10 protein-coding genes are annotated in these 21,309 nt (G+C 60.7%); 7 read left to right on the top strand and 3 right to left on the bottom strand.

The genetic code is table 11. From position 1 onward, the window contains the following. Window positions 1-11 precede the first annotated feature (11 nt). From BM235_RS26605 to BM235_RS26575, 7 genes are all read left to right on the top strand, one after another. Window positions 12-341, top strand: coding sequence for an antibiotic biosynthesis monooxygenase family protein (locus tag BM235_RS26605; protein WP_090117274.1), 330 nt, complete (start codon window positions 12-14; stop codon window positions 339-341). 566 nt (window positions 342-907) lie between these two features. After that, entirely contained in the window at window positions 908-6,550 is a 5,643-nt protein-coding gene (locus BM235_RS26600) for a DUF4962 domain-containing protein (protein WP_090117273.1), read from the top strand. Window positions 6,551-6,682: 132 nt separating this feature from the next. Further along, window positions 6,683-8,260 carry an extracellular solute-binding protein gene (locus BM235_RS26595; protein ID WP_158543797.1) on the top strand — a complete coding sequence of 526 codons (1,578 nt, stop codon included), beginning with the start codon at window positions 6,683-6,685 and terminating at the stop codon, window positions 8,258-8,260. Window positions 8,261-8,367: 107 nt separating this feature from the next. Next, the gene (locus BM235_RS26590) at window positions 8,368-9,396 is read left to right on the top strand and encodes a M14 family zinc carboxypeptidase (protein ID WP_090117271.1); all 1,029 of its coding nucleotides are present in this window, start codon (window positions 8,368-8,370) and stop codon (window positions 9,394-9,396) included. Between the two features lie 541 nt (window positions 9,397-9,937). After that, window positions 9,938-10,321 (top strand): RidA family protein, encoded by a 384-nt coding sequence (locus BM235_RS26585; RefSeq protein WP_090117270.1) that lies wholly within the window; start codon window positions 9,938-9,940, stop codon window positions 10,319-10,321. 191 nt (window positions 10,322-10,512) lie between these two features. Next, the gene (locus BM235_RS26580) at window positions 10,513-10,878 is read left to right on the top strand and encodes an ArsR/SmtB family transcription factor (protein ID WP_090117269.1); all 366 of its coding nucleotides are present in this window, start codon (window positions 10,513-10,515) and stop codon (window positions 10,876-10,878) included. Between the two features lie 26 nt (window positions 10,879-10,904). After that, window positions 10,905-11,420, top strand: coding sequence for an SRPBCC domain-containing protein (locus BM235_RS26575; protein ID WP_090117268.1), 516 nt, complete (start codon window positions 10,905-10,907; stop codon window positions 11,418-11,420). Between the two features lie 108 nt (window positions 11,421-11,528). On the opposite strand, the gene BM235_RS26570 is transcribed toward BM235_RS26575, so the two are convergent. The 3 genes from BM235_RS26570 to BM235_RS26560 form a co-directional block, all read right to left on the bottom strand. Continuing rightward, entirely contained in the window at window positions 11,529-12,446 is a 918-nt protein-coding gene (locus tag BM235_RS26570; RefSeq protein ID WP_090117267.1) for an aldo/keto reductase, read from the bottom strand. Between the two features lie 173 nt (window positions 12,447-12,619). Next, complete coding sequence (locus BM235_RS26565; protein ID WP_143106733.1) at window positions 12,620-19,309, bottom strand: DUF4962 domain-containing protein; 6,690 nt, start codon at window positions 19,307-19,309, stop codon at window positions 12,620-12,622. Between the two features lie 278 nt (window positions 19,310-19,587). Beyond that, entirely contained in the window at window positions 19,588-21,216 is a 1,629-nt protein-coding gene (locus BM235_RS26560; RefSeq protein WP_090117265.1) for an extracellular solute-binding protein, read from the bottom strand. Window positions 21,217-21,309: the final 93 nt, after the last annotated feature.

The following is a 21,309-nucleotide window of genomic DNA, read 5'->3' as shown; positions in this document are numbered from 1 at the left end:
GAGGTACTGACATGAGCGGAATCGTCAATACCCCGGAACCGCCCTATTATGCAGTGATTTTTACGTCCGAACGAACGGATGGGGATAACGGATATGCGGAAATGGCAGATGAAATGGAAAAACTCGCGTCCGTCCAACCTGGATTTCTAGGCGTGGAGAGCGCTAGAGAAGGCGTAGGCATTACTGTATCTTATTGGGAGTCGTTAGAAGCGATACAAAAATGGAAACAAAACGAACGACATTTACTCGCCCAACGCAAGGGTATATCTGATTGGTACCTCACTTATAAAACAAGAATTTGTAAGGTCGAACGGGATTATGGATTTGAAAAAACCGAATAAGTTCAATTTATATGATAGCGGCAGCCCAGGACTTTATTTTCAGTCCAGGGCTGTCGTTGCTTGGCATCAAGCCGATTGAGTTGTAGTTGCACGCAATGACGTACTGGCACAGGAGGCTCGCCTCCCGCGCGCGGACCCAGGATCCGTTATTTGCGCCAACAACGGCGTTTTGGAGAGTTATCGGACACAGGTGACGCTATTTCGTGTAAAAGCGGCGTTTCGAGCCTCATCCGGAGGAAATAGCGGAACCGCGGTCCGCGAGCACCTCGATGTTCGCATGACACGCTAGAATAACGGAACCAGGTCCGCTGCGCAGCCCGTCCAAGAACGAGCTCACGTTCACGCACGTTCACGCCTAGCCCACGCCGCCGTAAACCCCCACAGGAACGCGCCACGGTCTACTCTCGCTCCGCCACCCCAAGTCACCCTGGGCTTTTTTCAATTGCCTAATACTTTTACCGGAAAATCGAGAAGAAGTCGATGGTGCGACAATTCAGCCGATTTACCGGCGAGCGAAGCCTGCCCTAAAATGTAAGCGAATACATAAACAAAGGAGATGATGGTTGATGTTTCAAGCACAGCTCATGGGACGGCGCTTCAGAAGAAGGATCGCCGGCGCGATGGCGCTTGCGATGCTGCTCGGCTGCCTGGGCGGATGGCCTTTTGTCCAGCCTGCCGCAGCCGCCACGGGGTGGCCCGCGTCCGTGCTCGACGGCACCAATATGCCGTTCGGACCAAGCGACGGACTCGTCACGACGCAGAATCCGCCGGACTTTCACTGGCCGGCGGTCCCGGGCGCGGATGGCTACGACCTGCAGGTCAGCCGCAGCAGCTCGGTGGCCGACGTCGTCTATGAAAATGACGCGTTGACGGTCAACTACTATAATTTCCCGCACGCGTTCGATGCCGGCACCTGGTATTGGCGCGTCAAGTATCACAAGCCGGCGGACGGCTGGTCGGAATGGAGCGACGTCAGAAGGTTCCGCATAGAGGAGCAGAACATGCCGTTCCCCGTACCTCCCATCGAGGATATCATCGAACAGGTTACGACGGGCCACCCGCGGATCTGGACGACCGACGATACGCTGGACGAGTTCCAAGATTTGAAGACGGGTATCGGCAAAGAGACCTACGACAAGAAGCTGGTGACGGTCGAAGCCAACATTCCGCTGAGTCCGCCGGCCCAGCCGGACTTTCCGTTCGATTCGTCCCACCCGCGGGATACGGCGTACATTGAAGCGCTGTCCAAATTCCGCGCGGAATCCGATGCCATCGTGAGCAAGATGCTGGACGCGGCCTTCATCTACCTCGTGACGGGCCGGGCGGACGCGGGCGCGGACGCCAAGGAGAGGCTGCTCAGCATCGCGAGTTGGGATCCGGACGGCGATACCAGCTACGTCATCAACGATCAGGTTCACCGTTACATCGCGCTCAAGTCTGCGACGGCCTACGACTGGATCTACGATCTGCTGTCCGAGACGGAGCGGCAGACCGTGCGGAATATGATCGTCGAGCGGACGAATACGATGGTGAGCGACTTGATCGACACCCACACGATCTGGAAAAACCCGTACGATTCGCATGGATGGACGGCCTTCGGCTACATGGGCGTCATCGCGACGGCGCTGCTGCACGACGAGCCGGCCGCGGAGCAGTGGTTCCGCCAGATCGTGCCCGCCTTCATCAACCTTCTGCCTCCCTGGGGCGGCGAAGACGGCGGCTGGTCGCAGGGCACGGGCTACTGGCAGTGGTCGTCCCTGTTCAGCAAGGAGTTCATGGACGTCCTGCTGAGCGCGGGCGGCTTCAACCTTTACGACAAGGCCTATTCTCGAAACGAGGGGCTGTACCCGCTCTACGCCTTCCCGCACAGCAGCCCGGGCGGCGTGTTCGGCGACGGCAGCGAGGACTATCCGGGCTACCCTAGCGTAACCATCTTGAACCGTCTCTCGCAGATCTATGGCGACTCGAGGCTCAAGTGGGAGGCGGAGGCGATCGGTTCGCCCATCGGCGACGAGCTCGCCAACTATTTCTACGGAGACGACGATCTGGGCGAGATGCCGCCGGTGGATCTGCCGGACGCCAAGTGGTTCGAGGACATCGGCGTCGTCGCCATGCACTCCGAGCTTTACGATCCGAAGCGCGTCTCCCTGTTCTTCAAGTCCAGTCCCTTCGGCAGCTTTAACCATAGCCATGCGGACCAGAACAGTTTCGTGGTGAAGGCGTTCGGCGAATCGCTGGTGATCGAGAGCGGCTTTTACGACGAATACTTTACCGACCACGACAAGAATTACGGCAAGCAGACGCTCGCCTCGAACGCGATCACGTACGACGGCAAAAAGGGTCAGCCCATCAATAGCATCGACGCCGACGGCAAGATCACGGGCTTCGTCGCGCATCCCGACTTCGACGCGACGAGCGGCGATGCATCCAAGGCCTACGCGGGCGTGCTCACGCAGGCTGACCGCAGCATCATCTACGTGCGGCCGTCGACGTTCGTCGTCGTCGACAAGCTGGCGACGGCCGATCCGGCGGGCGCCAAGTTCGAGTGGCGGCTGCACGCCGAGGACGACCTGCAGATCGACGGCGACCAATCCGGCGCGACGATCCTGAAGGGCGGCGCAGGCCTCAAGGTCAAGCTGTATACGCCGTCCGGCTTGACGGCGCAGCCGATCGAAGACCAGTTCATCGGGCAGGACGGCCTTGCGCACCAGCCTACGGGCAAGTACGCGACCGAAGCGCAGAAGCATACGGCGTTCGTCACGCCGAAGACGAACGCGACGACCATCGTGTCCACGATGGAAGCCTACGAGCGCAGCGGCGCGCCTCACACGGTCGACGCCGAGAATCACGGCGATTATATCAAGCTTACCTTCGCCGACGAATCCGTCGTCTACGTGCGCCTGACGGGCACCGGCGAGATCGACGCGGGCGACGTCCAGTTCAACGGGACGGCGGCCGCGATCAAGGGCGACACAGCGCTGCTCGTCGGCGGCACGAAGCTGACGGTAGACGGCGTCACGGTCATCGAGAGCGATCGGCCGGCGACGATCGTCTACGGAGGCGACCGGTTGTCCGTATCGGGGCTTGCCGATATGCAGGTGGCCGTGCATGCGCCGGGCACGACGGCGCTCCGCGCGGAGGAGACCGGCGCGGAGATTCTGCAGGGCGGCGCCGTACAGGCGGCCATGGACCAACGCGGCGTGCACTGGGCGATGGCGGGCGATACGCTGAACATTCGCGTTGAACGCGGACAGCGGGCGTTCAAGCTGAACGATGCGCCGGTGCCTGAGGCGATGACGCCGGTGACGCTAGAGACCGAGATCGACGGCGTGCCGGGCACGGTGACGTTGGAGCGGCATAGCGACACCGAAGGACAGCCGGTTGCCTGGGGCAAGCTGAGCAATCCATCCGGCCTGTATACGGTGGAGGAAGCGCCGGCCGGGTTTATGTTCGCCAGACACGGCAAGCCGGGCAGCACGTATCTCGAGGACAATGCCGCGATCCTCGTGAACGGGGATACGAGTGGGACGCTGAAGCTCAGCTCGGTGGGGGGCGGCGGAGCGACCGCGGCGAACCTGTGGAACGATCCGGACGCGAAGCGCGACACCTTCCCGATTCTCTGGCAGGAAGCCGAGGCCTTCAACGCTTTCGGAGGCAAGTCGTTCCTGAAATACACGACGCGCGCATTCCTGTCGGGAGGCACCGGCCTGGGAGACTGGAGCCAGCGCGGACAATGGGCGAAGTGGACGTTAAACGTACCTAAGGCCGGCACGTACGATCTCGTCGTCAAATACGCGACCGGCGATCAGATCGCGCCCGGCGTGGGAGCGGGACGTTACGCGAAGGTCGGCGATGGGGCTTATTACTTCGAGGCGCCGAAAACCGTCGATTGGGGGTCGCTCCCCGAAAATTGGAAGGGGCTGCGGATTCATACCGGACAGCAGCTCGCGGCAGGTCCCGTAGATATTACGATGTGGCATGAAGCCGGCGGCTTGAACCTCGACTGGATCGGGCTCGTCGAGGTCCGCGACGACGAGACGCTGCCGAGCGCGCCGGGCGGCGTGCAGCTTCTATCGCAGACGGCCGCGACGGCGACGATCGGCTGGACCGCCTCGACCGACAACGCCGGCATCGACAGCTACGCCGTCTATGTCAACGGCGTGCAAAAGAAGACCGTGCCGGCCGGCATGCTGACCGCCACGGTCGACGGCCTGACGGCGGGCCAGACCTACGCTTTGACCGTGCGCGCCATTGATACGAGCGGCAACCGGTCGCTAGCTAGCGCCGCCGTCAGCGTGACGATGACGGACATGACGCCGCCCGTTTGGAGCGAGACCGCCGCGCTCCGTGCCGAGCACGCGTTTGCGAACGCGGTGAAGCTGGCGTGGGATCCCGCCATCGACGAATCCGGCCCCGCGGCGAGCTATTCGGTCTACCGGCAGGAGCTGCCGGGCGGCGCGTTGACCAAGATCGCCTCGGTCGTCGGCGTCACGTACGACGCGATCGGCCTACAGGCGGGCGGCGCCTACGCATTCAAGGTCGAAGCGAAGGATGCGCTCGGCAACGAGTCGGAGGACGGCCCGGCGATGACGCTGACGCTGCCGGCCGCGAATGCGGGCGGCGAGTACTATGAGACCTTCGACGAGTGGACGACGGGTCCGGTGTCTACCGGCAACGGCTGGACGATCACGCACAAGGCGGGCGCGACTACGACCGTGGAGACGGCGGCGCTGGCGGATCTCGGCGGCAAGGCGCTTAAAGTGACGGACAACTATAATACGGCGGCCGACGAATACGGGTACAGCCCGATCGTGCTGAAGAAAACGACCCCGTTGGGCGGCAAGGTCACGTTCGAGACCCGGTTCAAGTACAGCAAGCTGACGACCGACTTCGGGAACTTCGACCTGAATCTCGGCGGATCCGATATAGATGTCGCTCGGTTCCTGACTTTCTCCGACGGGACGTTCGGATACTGGAAGACCGAGGGCGGCACGAACACCGCCGTTAAGTTCGTGACCGACCTGACGCTGCCGCGCGACCAATGGATCACGCTGCGCTTCGATGTGGACCTGGACGCCAAAAAGTACGATATCTCGATGCAGGCGGACGCCTGGAAGAGCTATGCGGGCACGGGCGCGCCGGGCACGGTGGATAAGAAAGCCGGGATCTATCGCCTGACCGGCATCAACTTCTACAACAACGCGGCTGTCTCCCAGCTGAATGCGTTCGTCTTCAAGCCTGGGCGTTTTACGGGCGTCTATCAGTTCGATTATGCGACGATGTACAAGACGGACGCAGTCCCGGCCGCGCAGGCCGCGCAGGTCGCGACCGTGCGGCTGCGAGACAGCGCCGGACAGCCGCTCGCGGGCGGCACGGTAAGCTACTACGACGGCGGGTGGAAGCCGTTCGGCGTCACGGACGCTTCGGGCAAGGTCAGCAAGGCGCTGCCGAGCGGCAATTATACGTTCGCGATGTCCTACGAGGGCACTCGTCAGAATATGGCCCAAAATACGGGGAGCGACGCCACGATCGTTTTCCAGACCGTCGCGGCGAAGGTACGTCTCAAGGACAGCCAGGGCCAGCCGCTGGAAGGCGGCGACGTCAGCTACTACGCGGACGGCTGGCGCACCTTCGGCGCCGCGAACGGCGGCGAGGCCCGCAAAGAGCTGCTGCCCGGCAATTATACGTTCAACATGACGTACGCAGGCGCTTACCAGAGCAAGGCGCAGGACATCGGCGCCGACCCCGTCGTCGTCTTCCAAACCGCGAGCGTCAAAGTTAGGCTCGAGGATAGCAAGGGCGATCCTTTGGACGGCGGCGCAGCGAGCTACTACATGGACGGCTGGCATTCGTTCGGCACCGTGACCGGCGGCGAAGCGTCCAAGGAGCTGCTGCCCGTAAACTATACATTTAACGTGTCGTACGAAGGCGCGAATCTGAGCAAGCCGCAGAATGCCGGGACTGACGCGAACGTCGTCTTCGCGACCGTGAACGTCGCGGTTAGCCTTAAGGATGGCCAGGGGAATCCGGTCGAAGGCGGTCAGATCAGCTTCTACGCCAGCGGCTGGCGGACCTTCGGCACGACGGACGCAGCCGGAATCGCGCACAAGGAGCTGCTGCCGGTAACTTATACGTTCAACGGTACTCACGGCGGTGCAGCCGACAGCGGCGCATTCGATATTGCGGACGAGCCAGAGGTGCCGCTGTAGCTATAGTCCACGACAACTCGCTTCGACCAATCCTCGAATCGGGAAGCCCGGAGCGGCGCTGCGCCGCCGAGGGCTCTCCCGATTTTGGCTGCGGCGCCAAAAATACGATCGAGAAAGGACGGTGCGTTACCTTTGTCGTCAATCCGCAAGCCGAAAATCGGCAAGCGCGCCATTCCCGCTGCGGCCGCTCTGGCGGTCATAACCGCGCTTCTCTCCGCTTGCTCGGGCAGCGGCGTCGACGGCTCGGATGCCGGCTCGAGCTTGGCGGCCACGGGCGGTTCGTCGCCGAGCTTCGGCTCCTCGTCCGATTCTTCCGCTTCGTCCTCCGATCCGTCGACGCTGCGCCTGCTGACGGACGCTACGTCCGCCGCTCCCGTCAAGGAAGACTGGGCCGTATGGAAGTGGATCAAAGAGAAGACGAACATCACGATCAAGCAGGAGCTGCAGACCGGTCCCGAATCGCTCGCGCTCGCCATCGCTTCGGGCGACATGCCGGACCTGATGTCCGTCTTCCCGACGGACGTCCCGAAGTACGGTCCGCAGGGCGCGTTTCTCGATCTGTCCAAGTATATGGACAGAATGCCGCATCTGAAGGCGTTCCTCGCTTCGCGGCCGGACATCGCCGCGCGCATCGCCGCTCCCGGTGGCGAGATCTACAACGTGCTGAACGACGGGCTGGGACCGGGTATCCAGACCGTCTACTTTTACCGCGAAGATATCTTCAAAAAGCACGGACTCGAGGCGCCCAAGACGTGGGACGAGATGTATGATACGGCCAAGAAGCTCAAGGCGCTGTATCCCGACAGCTATCCGTTCGCCTTCCGTCACGGCGTCAATACGCTCAAGTACTTCGCGCCGGCGTACGGCGTCTATCCCTTCTTTTACGAAGACGCGTCGACGGGCAAGATCAAATACGGCGTAACCGATCCCGGCTTCAAGAAGCTGGTGGCAGACCTGAACCGGTTCTACGAGGAGGGCCTGACGCCGCCGGATTGGCTCTCGATCGACTACAAGGCGTGGACGCAGTTCATGGCGACGGGCAAGTCGTTCATGACGATCCAATTCATCGGCCAGATCGAGATCATGAACGCGCAGTTGAAGGGCGGCGCGCACCTGAAATTCATGGCGCCGCCGGTCGGCTATGGCGACAGGGCCTATATTCCGAACGCCGCCTATGAGGAATACGGCTTCGCCGTATCTTCCCGGACCAAGCATCTGGACGCCGCGCTGCGTTACCTGGACTTCATTTACTCGGACGAAGGCAAGGATCTGCTGAGCTGGGGCAAGGAGGGCGAGACTTACGAGATCGTGGACGGCAAGCGCAAGTTTCTGCCGCGGTTCGAGGAGCCGAACGATCTGCGCAAGGAGCTGGGCGTATTCACGACGGGCGCCTACGGACGCGCCGACTTCGAGGCGACCAAGTCGCTTATGAGCGACAACGAGCGGTACGCCTACGCCGAAGCGGAGAAGTACCAGTATCCGGTCACGAACGCGCTGCCGCCGCTCACCCCCGAGGAGCGCAGCGCGATCGTGCTCACGGAGGAGGCGGTCAACAAGTATTACGAGACGTCGGTCGTCAAGTTCGTTATGGGCGAGACGCCGATGTCCGAATGGGACGGCTTTCTGGAGGGACTGTTCAATCTGGGCGCCCAGAAGCTCATCGACGCGTACCAGGTCGGCCTGGACCGTCTAAAAAACGGCCATCGCTGAAAAGTTCAAAAATGAAGCGGAAAATGGATAGCGCCTTCCCCGGTGCGCCTGCATAATACAGAAGACCAAAACAGCGCTTACGACAACGGTCGCAGGAGGAATCGATCTTGGAGGCAACGTTCTGGAAAGGGAAGCTGACGGATATCGAGGACGCGATGGCGAATCTGAACCTCGGCAAAGCGAGCGTGCTGACGTCGTCCGCGGGCGGCCGCGACGTCTATCTGGCCGAGTACGGCGACAAGCAGGATTTTGGCCGGCAGGCGAACTACAGCTCGGCCTGCGGCGCGCGGGATCCGTCGAAGTACGCGAACAAGGGCGAGGACGCGAGACCCGTGCTCCTCATCGTCGGCGGCGTGCACGGCGGAGAGCTCGAGGGCATCGTCGGCGTCATGAACCTGATCCGTCTGCTCGAGACCGGCGAGGATTACCGGGGAAGGCGGTACGATTACCTTTATGAAAACGCGAGCCGCTTCCGTCTCTTGCTCATTCCCTGCATGAATCCCGACGGCCGGGCGCGTCTGCCGGTCGATTCGCTGATCGGCGTGCCGTACGAGCAGTTCGTTTATTATATGCAGGGCTCTTGGAAGGACGGCTCCCTCTGCCGGTGGCCGGATTGCAAGGCGGTTCATCCGATCAAGGAAGCCTCGGCGTTCCTCGGCTCTTACTTCAACGACGACGGCGTCAATATGATGCACGACAACTTCTTCGCGCCGATGGCGAAGGAGTCGGCCGCGCTGCTCGGGCTGGCGGACCGCGAGGCGGTCGATTTCCACATGTCGCTTCACGGGGGCGCCGACACGGCGGTTCATTTCCCGTGGATCCCTTATCTGCCGGTCGACGTCAAGCGCAGACAGCAGGCGTTCAACCTCCGGATGGCGGAGGCGCACCGCGTGCGGGGGCTGCCGTTCGACGTGGTCGAGCAGATGGTGCAGGATGGGGAAACGTACCCTTATCCGTCGTTCAACCTGACCACCGCGGTCCATCAAGTATGCGGGGGCCTCAGCATGACGTACGAGTCCAACATGGGCATCGACGGGCCGGGACTCCGCTTCACGCCGGACGAGATCCTCGACTGCCACTTCCTCCTGTTCGAGCAGATGTTCCGGTTCGCGCTCGAGGAGCGGGCACGGGCGTAAAGCAAGCATGCGCAGCTAGGTGCGAACGTGAGCAGCATAAGGGACTATTTTCTAACAAGCCGCCTTCAATAGGCGGCTTCTTTATGCGGCAGAGCCGATATGCCCAGCAAAATCCGCCTCGGCGGGTGCGGGGGGCCTAGCGATGTGACGCTGTAGAGTGCCTCTTTGCCTCGGCTGGCGCCGCGGTCCAGCGATGTAGCGCTGTAGAGCGCCTCTTTGCCTCGTCTGGTGCCAGGGCCTAGTGATGTGGCGCTGTAGAGCGCCTCTTTGCCTCGTCTGGTGCCGAGGCCAAGCGATGTGACGCTGTAGAGCGTCTCTTCAACTCGGCTGGCGCCGCGTCCCCGAGATGTGGCGCTGTCCAACACCCCTTTGCCCCAGCCAGACCGCGGGCCAGCCAATATGGAGGACATGCACCACTGAGGTTGCGCGAAGCACGCCGGGCATATAGGATGGAAGGGAGAGCATGCGCCGCTCCCGAGCGGAACGTCCGCAGGCAGCCGAAGGCGCTCACTTAACGAAGTATCGAGGAGGCATCCCGCTAATGAACCAAGCTGTATCAACCGCCCAGGCGCCAGCCGCGATCGGGCCGTACTCCCAAGCCGTGCTCGCAGGAGGCTTCCTGTTCGCGTCCGGCCAGATCCCGCTCGACCCGGCCACCGGCGCGATCGTCGAGGGCGGCATCGAAGCGCAGACCCATCGCGTGCTGCAAAACCTGAAGGCTGTCGTCGAAGAAGCCGGCCTCTCGCTCGGCGACGTCGTGAAGACGACGATCTTCCTGGACAGCATGGACGACTTCGCGAAGGTCAACGAGATCTACGCGAGCTACTTCGACGGTGGCGTGCTGCCTGCCCGCGCTACGGTCCAGGTCGGCAAGCTGCCGAAAAACGCGCTCGTCGAGATCGACTGCGTCGCGCACCGCGGTTAAGCGTTATCTAGCGCCCGCAACCCCCGCGCTTTGCCGCGCACGAAGCCGCCGCACAGGGCGGCTTTAAATTTCTTTTAAATATTCCTTTACAGGAATATTCCTGGTGGTGTATATTTAACTCATCAGGAAGATAACCTGAAGACGAAGGAGATGAGACTCCCGGGAGATCACACGCTGAAGAGGTGAACGACATGTCGGGACATCGACCGGGCATGGACATGGCGGCGCTCGGCGCGCTGGCCGAACCGAACCGCATGCACATCGTCGAGCTGCTGCGCGACGGCCCCCTCACGGTAGGGGAGATCGCCGAACGGCTGGGCATGCGGCAGCCCCAAGCCTCCAAGCATCTGAAGGTGCTGGGGGAGGCCGGGGTCGTAGAAGCGAAGGCTGACGCCAACCGGCGGATTTACAAGCTGCGGCCCGAACCGTTCCGAGCGATGGATACGTGGCTGGGCACCTTCCGCCGCATGATGGAAGAGCGGTACGACAAGCTGGACGATTACTTGCGGGAATTGCAGGACAAGGAACGAACCGAACGAACGGAAGAACCTAAATAACGAATGGAATCGAGGAGGAATTTACAATGTCTAATAATGCCATGGCTTCGAGAGTAGAAGGAGATCGGGTGCTGGTGCTGGAGCGCGTATTCGACGCGCCGCGCGAGCTCGTGTTCAAAATGTTCAAGGAAGCCGAGCATCTGAAGCGCTGGTGGGGACCGCGGGGCTGGGAGCTTCCAGTATGCAACGTCGACTTCCGGCCGGGTGGCGTTTGGCACTACTGCATGAAGTGTATCGATGAGAACCAAGGCCAGTTTTACGGCATGGAATCTTGGGGCAAAGCCATCTATAAGGAAATGGTAGACGGGGAGAAGATCGTCTATACCGATTACTTCTCGGATGCCGAAGGCGGTTCGAACGAAGCGTTGCCGTCGACTTTGGTCACGATGGAGTTCATCGACGAGGGCGGCCGTACGAAGCTCGTCAGCCGCAGCGAATACGCGTCCGCGGAAGCGCTCAAGACCGTCATGGACATGGGCATGCTGCAGGGCATCTCCGAGACGTGGGATCGTCTCGAGGAGCGCCTGAACGAAGTCAAGTAAGCACATACGAGTACGGCCGCCGGGCTCTGTGCCGGCGGCCGTTTTTCCGCGGTTGGATGCGCAAAAAAGCCCCGATCCGTCAGGACCGGGGCAGCACGCAGGCGGCGATTAAGGCAGAATATTGCCCGCCGCGCGGTAAATCTCATACCACTCTTCGCGCGTCAGATGAACGTCGCTCGCCTTGACGCAGTCGCGGATACGCTCGATGTTCATCGTGCCGGTGACCGGCTGCATGCGCGCCGGATGACGGAGCAGCCAGGCGATCGCGATCGTCGTGTTGCTGACCTCGTACTTCTTGGCGATCTCGTCGATCTTCGCGTTCAGCTCCGGGAACTCTTCGTTGTCCAGGAACACGCCCTTGAAGAATCCGTACTGGAACGGCGACCAAGGCTGAACGGTAATGTCGTTCAGGCGGCAATAGTCCAGGATGCTGCCGTCGCGGTCGATCGCGGACTCGTTTTCCATGTTCACGTTGACGCCGTTCGAGATCATGTTGGCGTTCGTGATGCTCAGCTGCAGCTGGTTCGCCACGAGCGGCTGCTTGACGTGCTTCTTGAGCAGCTCGATCTGCATCGGCTTCTGGTTGGAGACGCCGAAGTGACGGACCTTCCCGGAGCTCTCCAGCTTATCGAACGCTTCGGCGACTTCCTCGGGCTCGACGAGCGCGTCGGGGCGGTGGAGCAGCAGGATGTCCAGGTAGTCGGTCTTCAGGCGCTTCAGAATGCCGTCGACCGAGGTCAGGATATGGTCCTTGGAAAAGTCGAACGCGCCCTTGCGGATGCCGCATTTGGACTGCAAAATGATTTTCTCGCGAATATCGTCGTTCATATGGATGGCGTCGGCAAAAATTTCTTCGCAAGCTCCGCCGCCATAGATGTCGGCATGATCGAAAAAGTTCGCGCCCGCCTCGAGGGACGCTTGCACGAAGCGCTCGGCCTCCGCCTTCTCCAGCGAATTAATGCGCATGCAGCCGACCGCGATTACGGGTACCTCGAGCGAGCTTGTCCCCAATTGAATCGTTCTCACTTCGAATGCCTCCTGCCTTGGTTTAAGTATCGTTTACGGCACTATCATAACGCTTTCGCGCGAAGAGCGCTAGGCGAACACGCGTTTACAATAGTCGTGCTACGCAAAAAGCGCGTCATGGAGCGAAAAAAAGAGCCTGGCATCCATGGATGCCAGGCCCTTTTCAAAGAAGGTTAAACCTTGAAGACGACCGTAGGCGAGACCGACGTATCCTGCGTGAGCGATTTAATCTTGCCGTCATAAGTCATCGCGAACGTGTAGTTGCCGGGCAGCAGCTTCTTACGCGCTTCGCCTTCGGCATTCGTCGTGCCGAAGGTTCGCCAGCCGCCCGCGTAGAAGCTGGCCTCGCCGCTTGCGATCGGATTCCCTTGGCCGTCCTCAAGCCGGACCGCGACGTTCGACGTCTGAAAAACGACGGTCGCATTCGCCGCGACGTTCTGCTGTTTGCTCAAGTTTGCGCCCTCGTACGATACGCTGAACGTATAGTTCACGGGCAGCAGCTCCTTGGTCGCTTCGCCGCCGGTCAATGCGCCGAACGTGTGCCAGCCGTCCATGTAGTAGCTTGCTTCGCCGCCGTCCAGCGGATCGCCTTCACTGTCTTCCAGCCGCACATTGACACTCTTCGTCTGGAAGACGACGTTCGACTCGCTGCCGACATCCTGAACTTTGCTCTGGTAGGCGCCGGCGTACGACAGGTTGAACGTGTAGTTGCCTGGCAGCAGCTCCTTGCCGGCCTCGCCGCCGCTCGTCGTGCCGAACGACCGCCAGCCGTCCGCATAATAGCTGACCGTAGCGCTGCCCCCGAGCGGCTGGCCCGCGCTGTTTTTGAGCTGCACCTTGACGCTCTTCGTCTGGAAGACGACGTTCGCGTTATCTCCGGTGTTCTGTTCCTTCTGGCCGCGGGTGCCTTCGTACGACACCGCGAAGGAATAGCTCTTGTCCGGCAGGGACCTGCTGACCGAGCCCGAGGCGTCCGTGACGCCGAAGTCCTTCCAGCCGCCGTCATAGTACGACACGACGGCCCCGCTAAGCGGCTGGCCGGCGCTGTCCTTCAGCGAGACCTTGACGGCGTCTGCTTGCGTCTCGGCCTTCTTGTATAGCGTCACGTAGTCGAGCGTGTACATACCGGTGAACCTGAAGGAGCTGAACCGGAAGGCGTCGACCGAGGACGCCGTGCCGTTGTAGAACGGAATGCCAGTCGCGCGATAGATGCCGGCGGCAGCGTCCACCGTGCCCGGCGCATCCACCGTGCCTGCGTAACCTTGGAGCGCCTCCGTCTGCACGGTGACGTCGTACGTCTTCGATTCCGTATCCAGATCGAACCGAAGCGTGACCCACTTATCGCGCGGCAGCTGGATGCCGGCGGCCTTCGGAATCTTGACCGCGGCCGTCGTTGTGCCGTTCGGCTTCCAGTATCCGAACGTGCCGTCCGAGAAGGCGTTGAAGCGCACGACGTCCTTGCCGCCGCCGCGCAGCCACAGCTCGAAGTTGCCGATGTCGCTGTTCACTTTGCCGAACATGAACCTCGTCTCGAACGTCAGCTTGCCGGCGAGCGCCGCGTTCGACCGGAGCGCCACTGGACTTTCCGTCGTATCCGTATTCGACGGCGCATAGTTGTCGGTCAGCCGGAGCCCGTTGCCCCCCGCGCCCGGCAGCGCTTCGATCGCGACCGACGTTCCGTCTCTTATGCTCACCGTCCAGCCGCCGCCGCTCGTCATGTTCCCGATAGGCTTGTCGTCGAACGAATCATAGTAGTCGCCGCCCGCCGTCGCGGCAGGCAGCGTCGCGGTCACGGTCGGGCCGTCGATCGAGTCGTTGCCCTTCGCATCCGTGGCCTGCACTTGGAATGTATAGGTGCCGCCCGCCTGCAGACCGGTCATGTCGTAGCCGTACGTGCTGCCGCTCACCGAAGCGACCTTCGTGAAGTTAGACTGCGCGGCTTCCTTGCGATAGATCGAATACGCGTGCACGCTGCCCGAATCGTCCGTTGCCGGATCCCAATCCAGTCTGGCCGTCGTCGGGAACAGCTGATTCGCGCGGAGCGCGGCCGTCTCCTCCCAAGCCGGAGCCGTCGCGTCTACCGGCACGTCCTTGTACAAGGTCACGTAATCGATTAGGAACTTGCTCGTCGACGCGAACGTGCTGAAGCGGAACGCATCGATGGCGGTCGTCGTCGCATTGTTGTTGTAGAAAGGAATGCCGCTGACTTTATAGGTGCCGGTCGTCCGGTCCAATGTTGCCGGAGCGGCAGGAGAGGATCCTGAATAGTCCTTGAGCGCGTCCGTCTGGAACGTGACGTCGAACTTCCTGGTCGCCGTATCCAGATCGACGCGGAGCGTGATCCATTTGTCGTTCGGCAACAGGAAGAGCGAAGGCCCCGGGATCCTGACATTTTTGAGCGTGCCGCCCGCCATGGTCCAATAGCCGACCGTGCCGTCCGAGAAGCCGTTGAACCGCGCGACGTCCTTGCCGTTGCCGCGCAGCCACAGCTCGAAGTTGCCGATGCTGTTGGCGTCCACCTTCTTGTACATGAACTTGGTCTCGAACGCGACCTTGCCGTCGATCCCTGCGTTCGACCGCAGCGCGACCGGACTTTCGTTCGCAACGGTAGACGTCGGGTATTGATCCGTCAGCGCCAGCGCCTGACCGCCTGCGTCCGGCAGCGCTTCGATCGCGACCGACGTCTCGGCTCTCTTCTCCACCGTCCAGCCGCTGCCGCTTAACATATCGCCGATCGGCTTGTCGTCGAACGATTCGTAGTAGTCGCCGGATCCGCCTGCTTGCGGCAGCGTGACCGCCAAGCTCGGACCGTCCGTCGTCCTATTGTCTTGCGCGTCCAGCGCTTGCACTTGGAACGTATATCCGCTTCCCGCCTGCAACCCGATCGCGTCGTAGCCATACGTGCTGCCGCTTACGGTAGCGATCTTCGTAGAGGCCGACTGCCCCGCGTCCTGCCGGTAGATCTCGTACGCGGCCACCGCGCCCGAGTTGTCCGCCGCGGGATCCCAGGCCAGCCGGACCGCGTTCGGGAACAGGTGAACGGGCCGCAGCGCGGCTTCGCCCCATGAAGGCGCCGTGTCGTCTCCCATCGTCACGCTCAGCGCTTCGCTGGGCTGCGAACGGTTGCCGCTCGTGTCCGTCGCCTCCACCTTGAAGGCGTACGTCTTACCGGCGGCGAGCCCGTCGATCGTCGCGGTCAGCGTACCGGCCGGCAAGGTCTTTTTCATGACGCCGTCTACGTACACGGCGTATCCGTCGACGGCGACGTTATCCGTCGAAGCGCTCCAAGCGACCGTCGCCGACGTGTCCGTCTGCGAGACGACATGGAGACCGCCGGGCTTCGCCGGGCGCTCTTCGTCGTCCTTGCGTTCGATGAGGCCGATCCAGTCCAGGTTCATCGCGCCGACGTCGTACCACATGGAGATGTCGACCGGACCTGCAGGGAGCTGCTTGCCGAGCTTGACCCGGAGCCCGCGCCAATACTCGGGCAGCGTGCCATAATCCGGCTTTCCGCTCGCATCCAGCGTCGTCGGAGCCTCGAACGCCGTCGCCTCGCCGCCGATCATCATGCTGCGGGTCGTGATGGTCTGGCCGGCGGTTAGATTGAAGCCCGCCACATATTTAAGCACCAGATCGTAGGTGCCCGCCTTGGGCACGTTCAAGGTCCAGTCAATCTGCTGGCCTACCACGCTCCAAGTGCCGACGCCCTTGCCGCCCGACAAGAATGGACGGGTCGTGTACGTGGTCACGCCTGCATCGGCGTGCGTATACGATTCGGCTTCCACCCAATCGAAGGACAGCTTGTTCCTCGCCGCCTCGGGATCCGTCCAAACCTCGGAAGGCGCGACGTCGTCTCCGCCGACCTTGGTGAGCTTCACGGGCCCGACGGGACCGCGAATGATGAAGGACGCATTGTCTTCCAGGTAGACGTCCTTGGGCGAGCCGTGCCGGTCGAATACAAATCCCGCCGGCGCTTCCGTCACGTGGTACAGACCGGCCGTATTGCCGAGCTTGCCCCAGGCGACGGGCACGCCTTCCGTATCGGTGTACACTTGCAGCGTCTTTTGTGCCTGCACCCCGTCGATCTCGGTCGTCACGGCGATCGGCGCCATCGGGTGCGGCATCGGCGCGTCGTCCAGCTTGAAGGCGCGATGGCCCTTTTCGACATGAAGGGTGATCGTGTCTCCGGATTTATCCCATTGCGCGCCGCGCAGGCCAACCGCCTCCGAGACGGTGCCGCCCTGCGGAATGTCCGTACCGGTGTCCGCCTCGCGCAGACGCACGATGTCCGGCGCAAGAAGTCTCACTTGCGTATCCGACGGACCGGATACGGACAGTTGGTCCCCGCCATATACGACCGTTGCCGGCTGGTCGTTCTGAATGACGGTGACCCCGTCCTTGACCAGCTTCGTGCCGTCCACGAGCAGAACCGTATCGCCCTTCACCGCGACGGCCGTGCCGTCGAACTTAACGCTGCCGGCGTCGATTTGGCCGCTCTCCGCAAGCCGGACATACACGACGGAGCCGTCTTCGAACGTAAGCTTCTCGTAGGTACCGTGATTTTCCGACGTGACCTCTGCCGGTTCTGTGCCTTCCTTGTAAGCCTCCATCGTGGAGACGAAGGTCGTGGCGGGCGTCTGCGGCGTGATAAAGGCTGCATGCAGCTGCCTTTCGTTCGCGAAGGCTGAAGCTGCGGACGGATTCCGCACGATGCCTTCTTCATCGAGGTACTCGTCTTCAAGCGTCGCGGTCAGCCCGGCGGGCGCCTGAATGCGAACTTTCAGCGCGGCGTCGCGTTTCCGGATCGTCGCGCCGGCTTGGTCCTCGTCGATGACGAGCTCGTCGTCGGCGTGCAGGCGCCATTCGAACTTCGAACCCGCCGGATTCGCCGTCTTCAGCTTGTCTATTACGACGAAGGCGTCCGGCCGGACGTACACGATGCTGCGGTTCGCTTCGGTCAGCTTGCCTGCATAGGCAGGCGCGGCTGCACCGGTCGTGGCGTCGAAGTCCGGGTGCGTGACGAAGCTCACGATCTTGCCATCCGCGTCCAGACTGTCGTAGGCTTGCCCTTGTTTGCCGTCGATCGTGATCGCGTTCGCGGCCAAAGTTTGCTTCGCGAAGTACTTGTCGTGGACGCTCCCGTAAGAATCGTAGAAGCCGGCCTCGACGGCCAGCGATTCGCCGAAGGCGTTCAGAATGAAGCTGTTCTGATCCGCCAAGCTATGGTTGTAGGAGCCGTACGGACTGGACTTGAAGTAGAGGGACACGCGGTCCGGATCGTACAGCTCCGAGTGCATCGTCACGAGTCCGATGTCCTGGAACCATCTGGCGTCCGGCAGGTCCACTGGCGGCCTCATCTCCAGATCGTCGTCTCCGTAGAAATAGTTGTAAAGCTGACCGTTCATGGGCGAGCCGATCGTCTGGGCCGCCCATTGCAGCCGGGGGTCCTGATACAGCTGCGCGAGACGGTTGTAGATGGTCGTGCTGGGATTGTGGGGCACGTATTGGCTGTCGTGTCCGAAGATGCCCTTCGGGGACCCTTTGGGGAATGCATACATCGGATATAAGCCTTCGTTGCGCGAGTAGGCTTTGTCGTACAGGTTGAAGCCGCTGGCGCTCAGCAGAACGTCCGTGAATTCTTTGGAATATAGACTGGACCACTGCCAGTAGCCGGTTCCCTGGGACCAGCCGCCATTCTCTCCGCCCCAAGGGGGCAGGAGGTTGATATAGGCGGGCACGACCTTGCGGAACCAGTCGTCTGCGTCTTCGAGATCCCCCAGCATCGCGGTGGCGATGACGCCGATGTATCCGAACGCCGTCCAGCCGTGCGAGTTGAACGGGCTGTTCTGGATCGGATGCGCGTCGACGAGCTCGCTCACCATCTTAGAGGCGCGGACGTCGATCATATCCTGAACCGCCTGCTTCTCGGTCGGGCTGAGGATGCCGTACAGCCAGTCGTAAGCCATCGCGCTGTTGAGCGCGATGAGGCGGAACACCTGATCCTGGTGCTCGTAGCTCGTCGCCCCGGACGGATCCCAGGCGGCGACTTCAAGCAGTCTTGCCTTCGCGTACTGTCCAACCTCGGCGTTATCCGTAAGCAAATAGACGAAGGCCGCGTTCAGCATCCTGCTCATCAGCGGCTCCGTATACTTGCGGATCGCAGTCGTCGCGTCGATGTATTCCTGCGACGTTCGGTCATTAGTCGTCGCGGTCCAGATCGGTTCGACGAATTTGCATTTATTCGGTTCCGCTGTCGTCGGCGTGCATGCTACGTCCTTGTTCACGCCATTGTAGACGGACTGGTAAAAGGTCTGCGACTGACCCGGCGTCGTGCTCAACGCCTTGAATTCGTCAAGCGTCGTCGGGTTGGTCCAGATGCGCGGGTGCGTGGTGCCGATCTTGTCGATCAGCGATTCGACAGAGGGAACGCGGAATTCCACGTAATCCTCTTCGATCCGGAATCTGCGGGCGTCGCCCCATTCGGACCAGCCATCGGCGTCCGTATGATAGCGGACATGCCAGTACCATGTACCGGTGCCAAAAATATGAGGGAAGTTGTAAAAGTTGTCTTCCAGCGTCTGATCGTACACCGCATCGGCGACGGACGCGCTGCGGCCCACCTGCAGCTGATACTGATCCGATTCGGGAACCGCCGGCCAGCTGAAGTCCGGCGGATTCTGCGTCGTGACGAGCCCGTCGGCGGGCCGGAACGGCAGGTTGTTGCCGGACATCAGTTCTGTCGGCCATGCAGCAGCGGCCGCAGCGGCAGGCAGCTTGGCGAACGGGAAATTGGCGAAGCAGCCGAGTACCCATACGAACACCATTGTTACCGCGATTCTTCTTTTCGTCGCTTGACCCATCATCTTCAACGATCAGCTCCCTTGTCGATTTTGTTGCGGTTTCTTGCAGCCAGCTATTCCTTGCCAACTCCAATCTTCCGACGTTCGCATCACCTCCTTGCCCGACAATAGCGCTTTCAAATTGTTGTCCTGCGGCGTTTCCAAACTCATTCTACCGATGGCGAATTTATAAATATACGACACAGAATTAAGATTTTCTTGGTTGGATTATGGAGTTGACGCCCGCCTTTCTGTTAAAAACCCGTCAAGCAGCATCGCATGCTGCCTGACGGGCTTGGCGTTCATTTGGACGATTTGGTTTGTACGTATGCGTCGATTTGCTTTTGCGCTTCGTCCCTGATCTTCTGGAAGCCTGCTACCTTAGCCTTCTCCATGAACGTATTGAGCGCTTCATTTACGTCCTTGACCGATCCCATCGTCAGCGGCAGCAAATATTGCGTACGGACGGTGGTTAATGCGGCAACTTCGGCCTTCAGGGACTCGAAGTTAAAGTTCATTCCGGTTAATGGACCATCGTAAAGCATATGATCCTGTATATCCTTAAGCAGTTGAATGTACTGGTCGCTCCAGGACGCATATGCCGGGAATTGGCGCAGGTCGGTGAACCAGAACCCGGCCGCGTCTGGAGGATAGGTGTTCGTCTTCGAAGTTACGCCCGGAGGAAGCTCAAGCTTGCCCTCGCTGTTCAGTACATAATTCTTGCCTTCAATCCCGAAGTAAACAAGATAATTATAGTCTTGGTGGGAGATGATGCGATCCATGGCCATAAGCGTACGCTCCGGATTTTTGGCACCCGCCGGTATGGAGATGCCGCCGGATGTCCATTCAGGCGCCATCGTCTTGCCTTCGCCGTCTACTAAAGGAATCAGTTCGATGTCGTATCCCTTTTCCTTGCCCGTATCCAGGTATCTGCGAACCGAGATCGTATTGGCGAACCCGATGCTCGACTTGCCTTGGTCGAAGGCGTCAAGGCTGTTCACTTTGTTCGAAAAATAATTGCGGTTGATATAACCGGCATCGTACCATTCCTTCATCGTACCTGCGGCTTGCAGCAGCTTCGATTTGAGCGGCTCTTCATCGAAAGCCATCAGTTTTGCCGTCGGATCCTCCATGAAATAAGCCAAGCCGTAACCGTTAATCAGTTGGATGGGCGCTTGACCTTGATCGGCCATCAGCGAGTACATCATGGTCAAGTCCGATGCGTTTGAGCTGAGCGCTGCAGGAATCATATCAGGTTCGTTCTTCTTGATCGCCTCGAAGTAGGGAGCGAGATCGGACAGCCTTTTAATCTCCGCTATACCATATTTCTTTCTCAGATCTCCGCGAATGACGGCCACAGGAATGCTGGGCGACCGCGCCGGGGCCGGCACCATATACAGCTTGCCGTTGACGGATGCCGCCTTGAACGCTTCCTTGTCGATCGACTCATAATAGGTCGGCATATACTTCTTGATCATCTCTTCCGTCAGCTCCATAAACGCGCCTTTGGAAGCGTGTTGAACATAATTCAGCCAGTTGGCGGAATAAATCCAGTCTGTCCCGCCGCTGTTCGTCAAAATCAGCGGATATTTGGTGCTCATGTCGCTATACCCGACGTAATCGATTTCGAGTGTCGCGTTAATGTCCTGCTTGAGCCGGGAATTCAGCTCGGTCACCACTTCGGGCAATCCCTTCGGCGCTTCGCCGATTAGATAGCCTTTCAGGTTCACTTCCTTCGACGTGTCGATCGCCGGCTCGGAAGCCGATGAAGTCGCTGACGCGGATTCCGTAGCAACTGCTTTTGTTGGCGCCGCTGAAGAGCTCCCGCTTGCCGATGGCGTTTCGTTGTTTTTGCTGCACCCGGCCAGCATCGAAGCGAGCAGCACCGCGAGCAGGGTGAAGTGTCCCATTTTCTTTCTTGTTCCAGCCATCCAATACCCTCCCAAGAATATCTTTTTTTCTCCAGAGCTTGGCCTACCAATCTTGTCGACTGTGCAGGCTGTATGTCAAGAGCCGGACACCAT

This window comes from Cohnella sp. OV330, assembly GCF_900112065.1.
GTDB lineage: Bacteria > Bacillota > Bacilli > Paenibacillales > Paenibacillaceae > Cohnella.
Note: the sequence above shows the minus strand (reverse complement) of the source record. Positions and strands in the feature narration are given on the sequence as shown.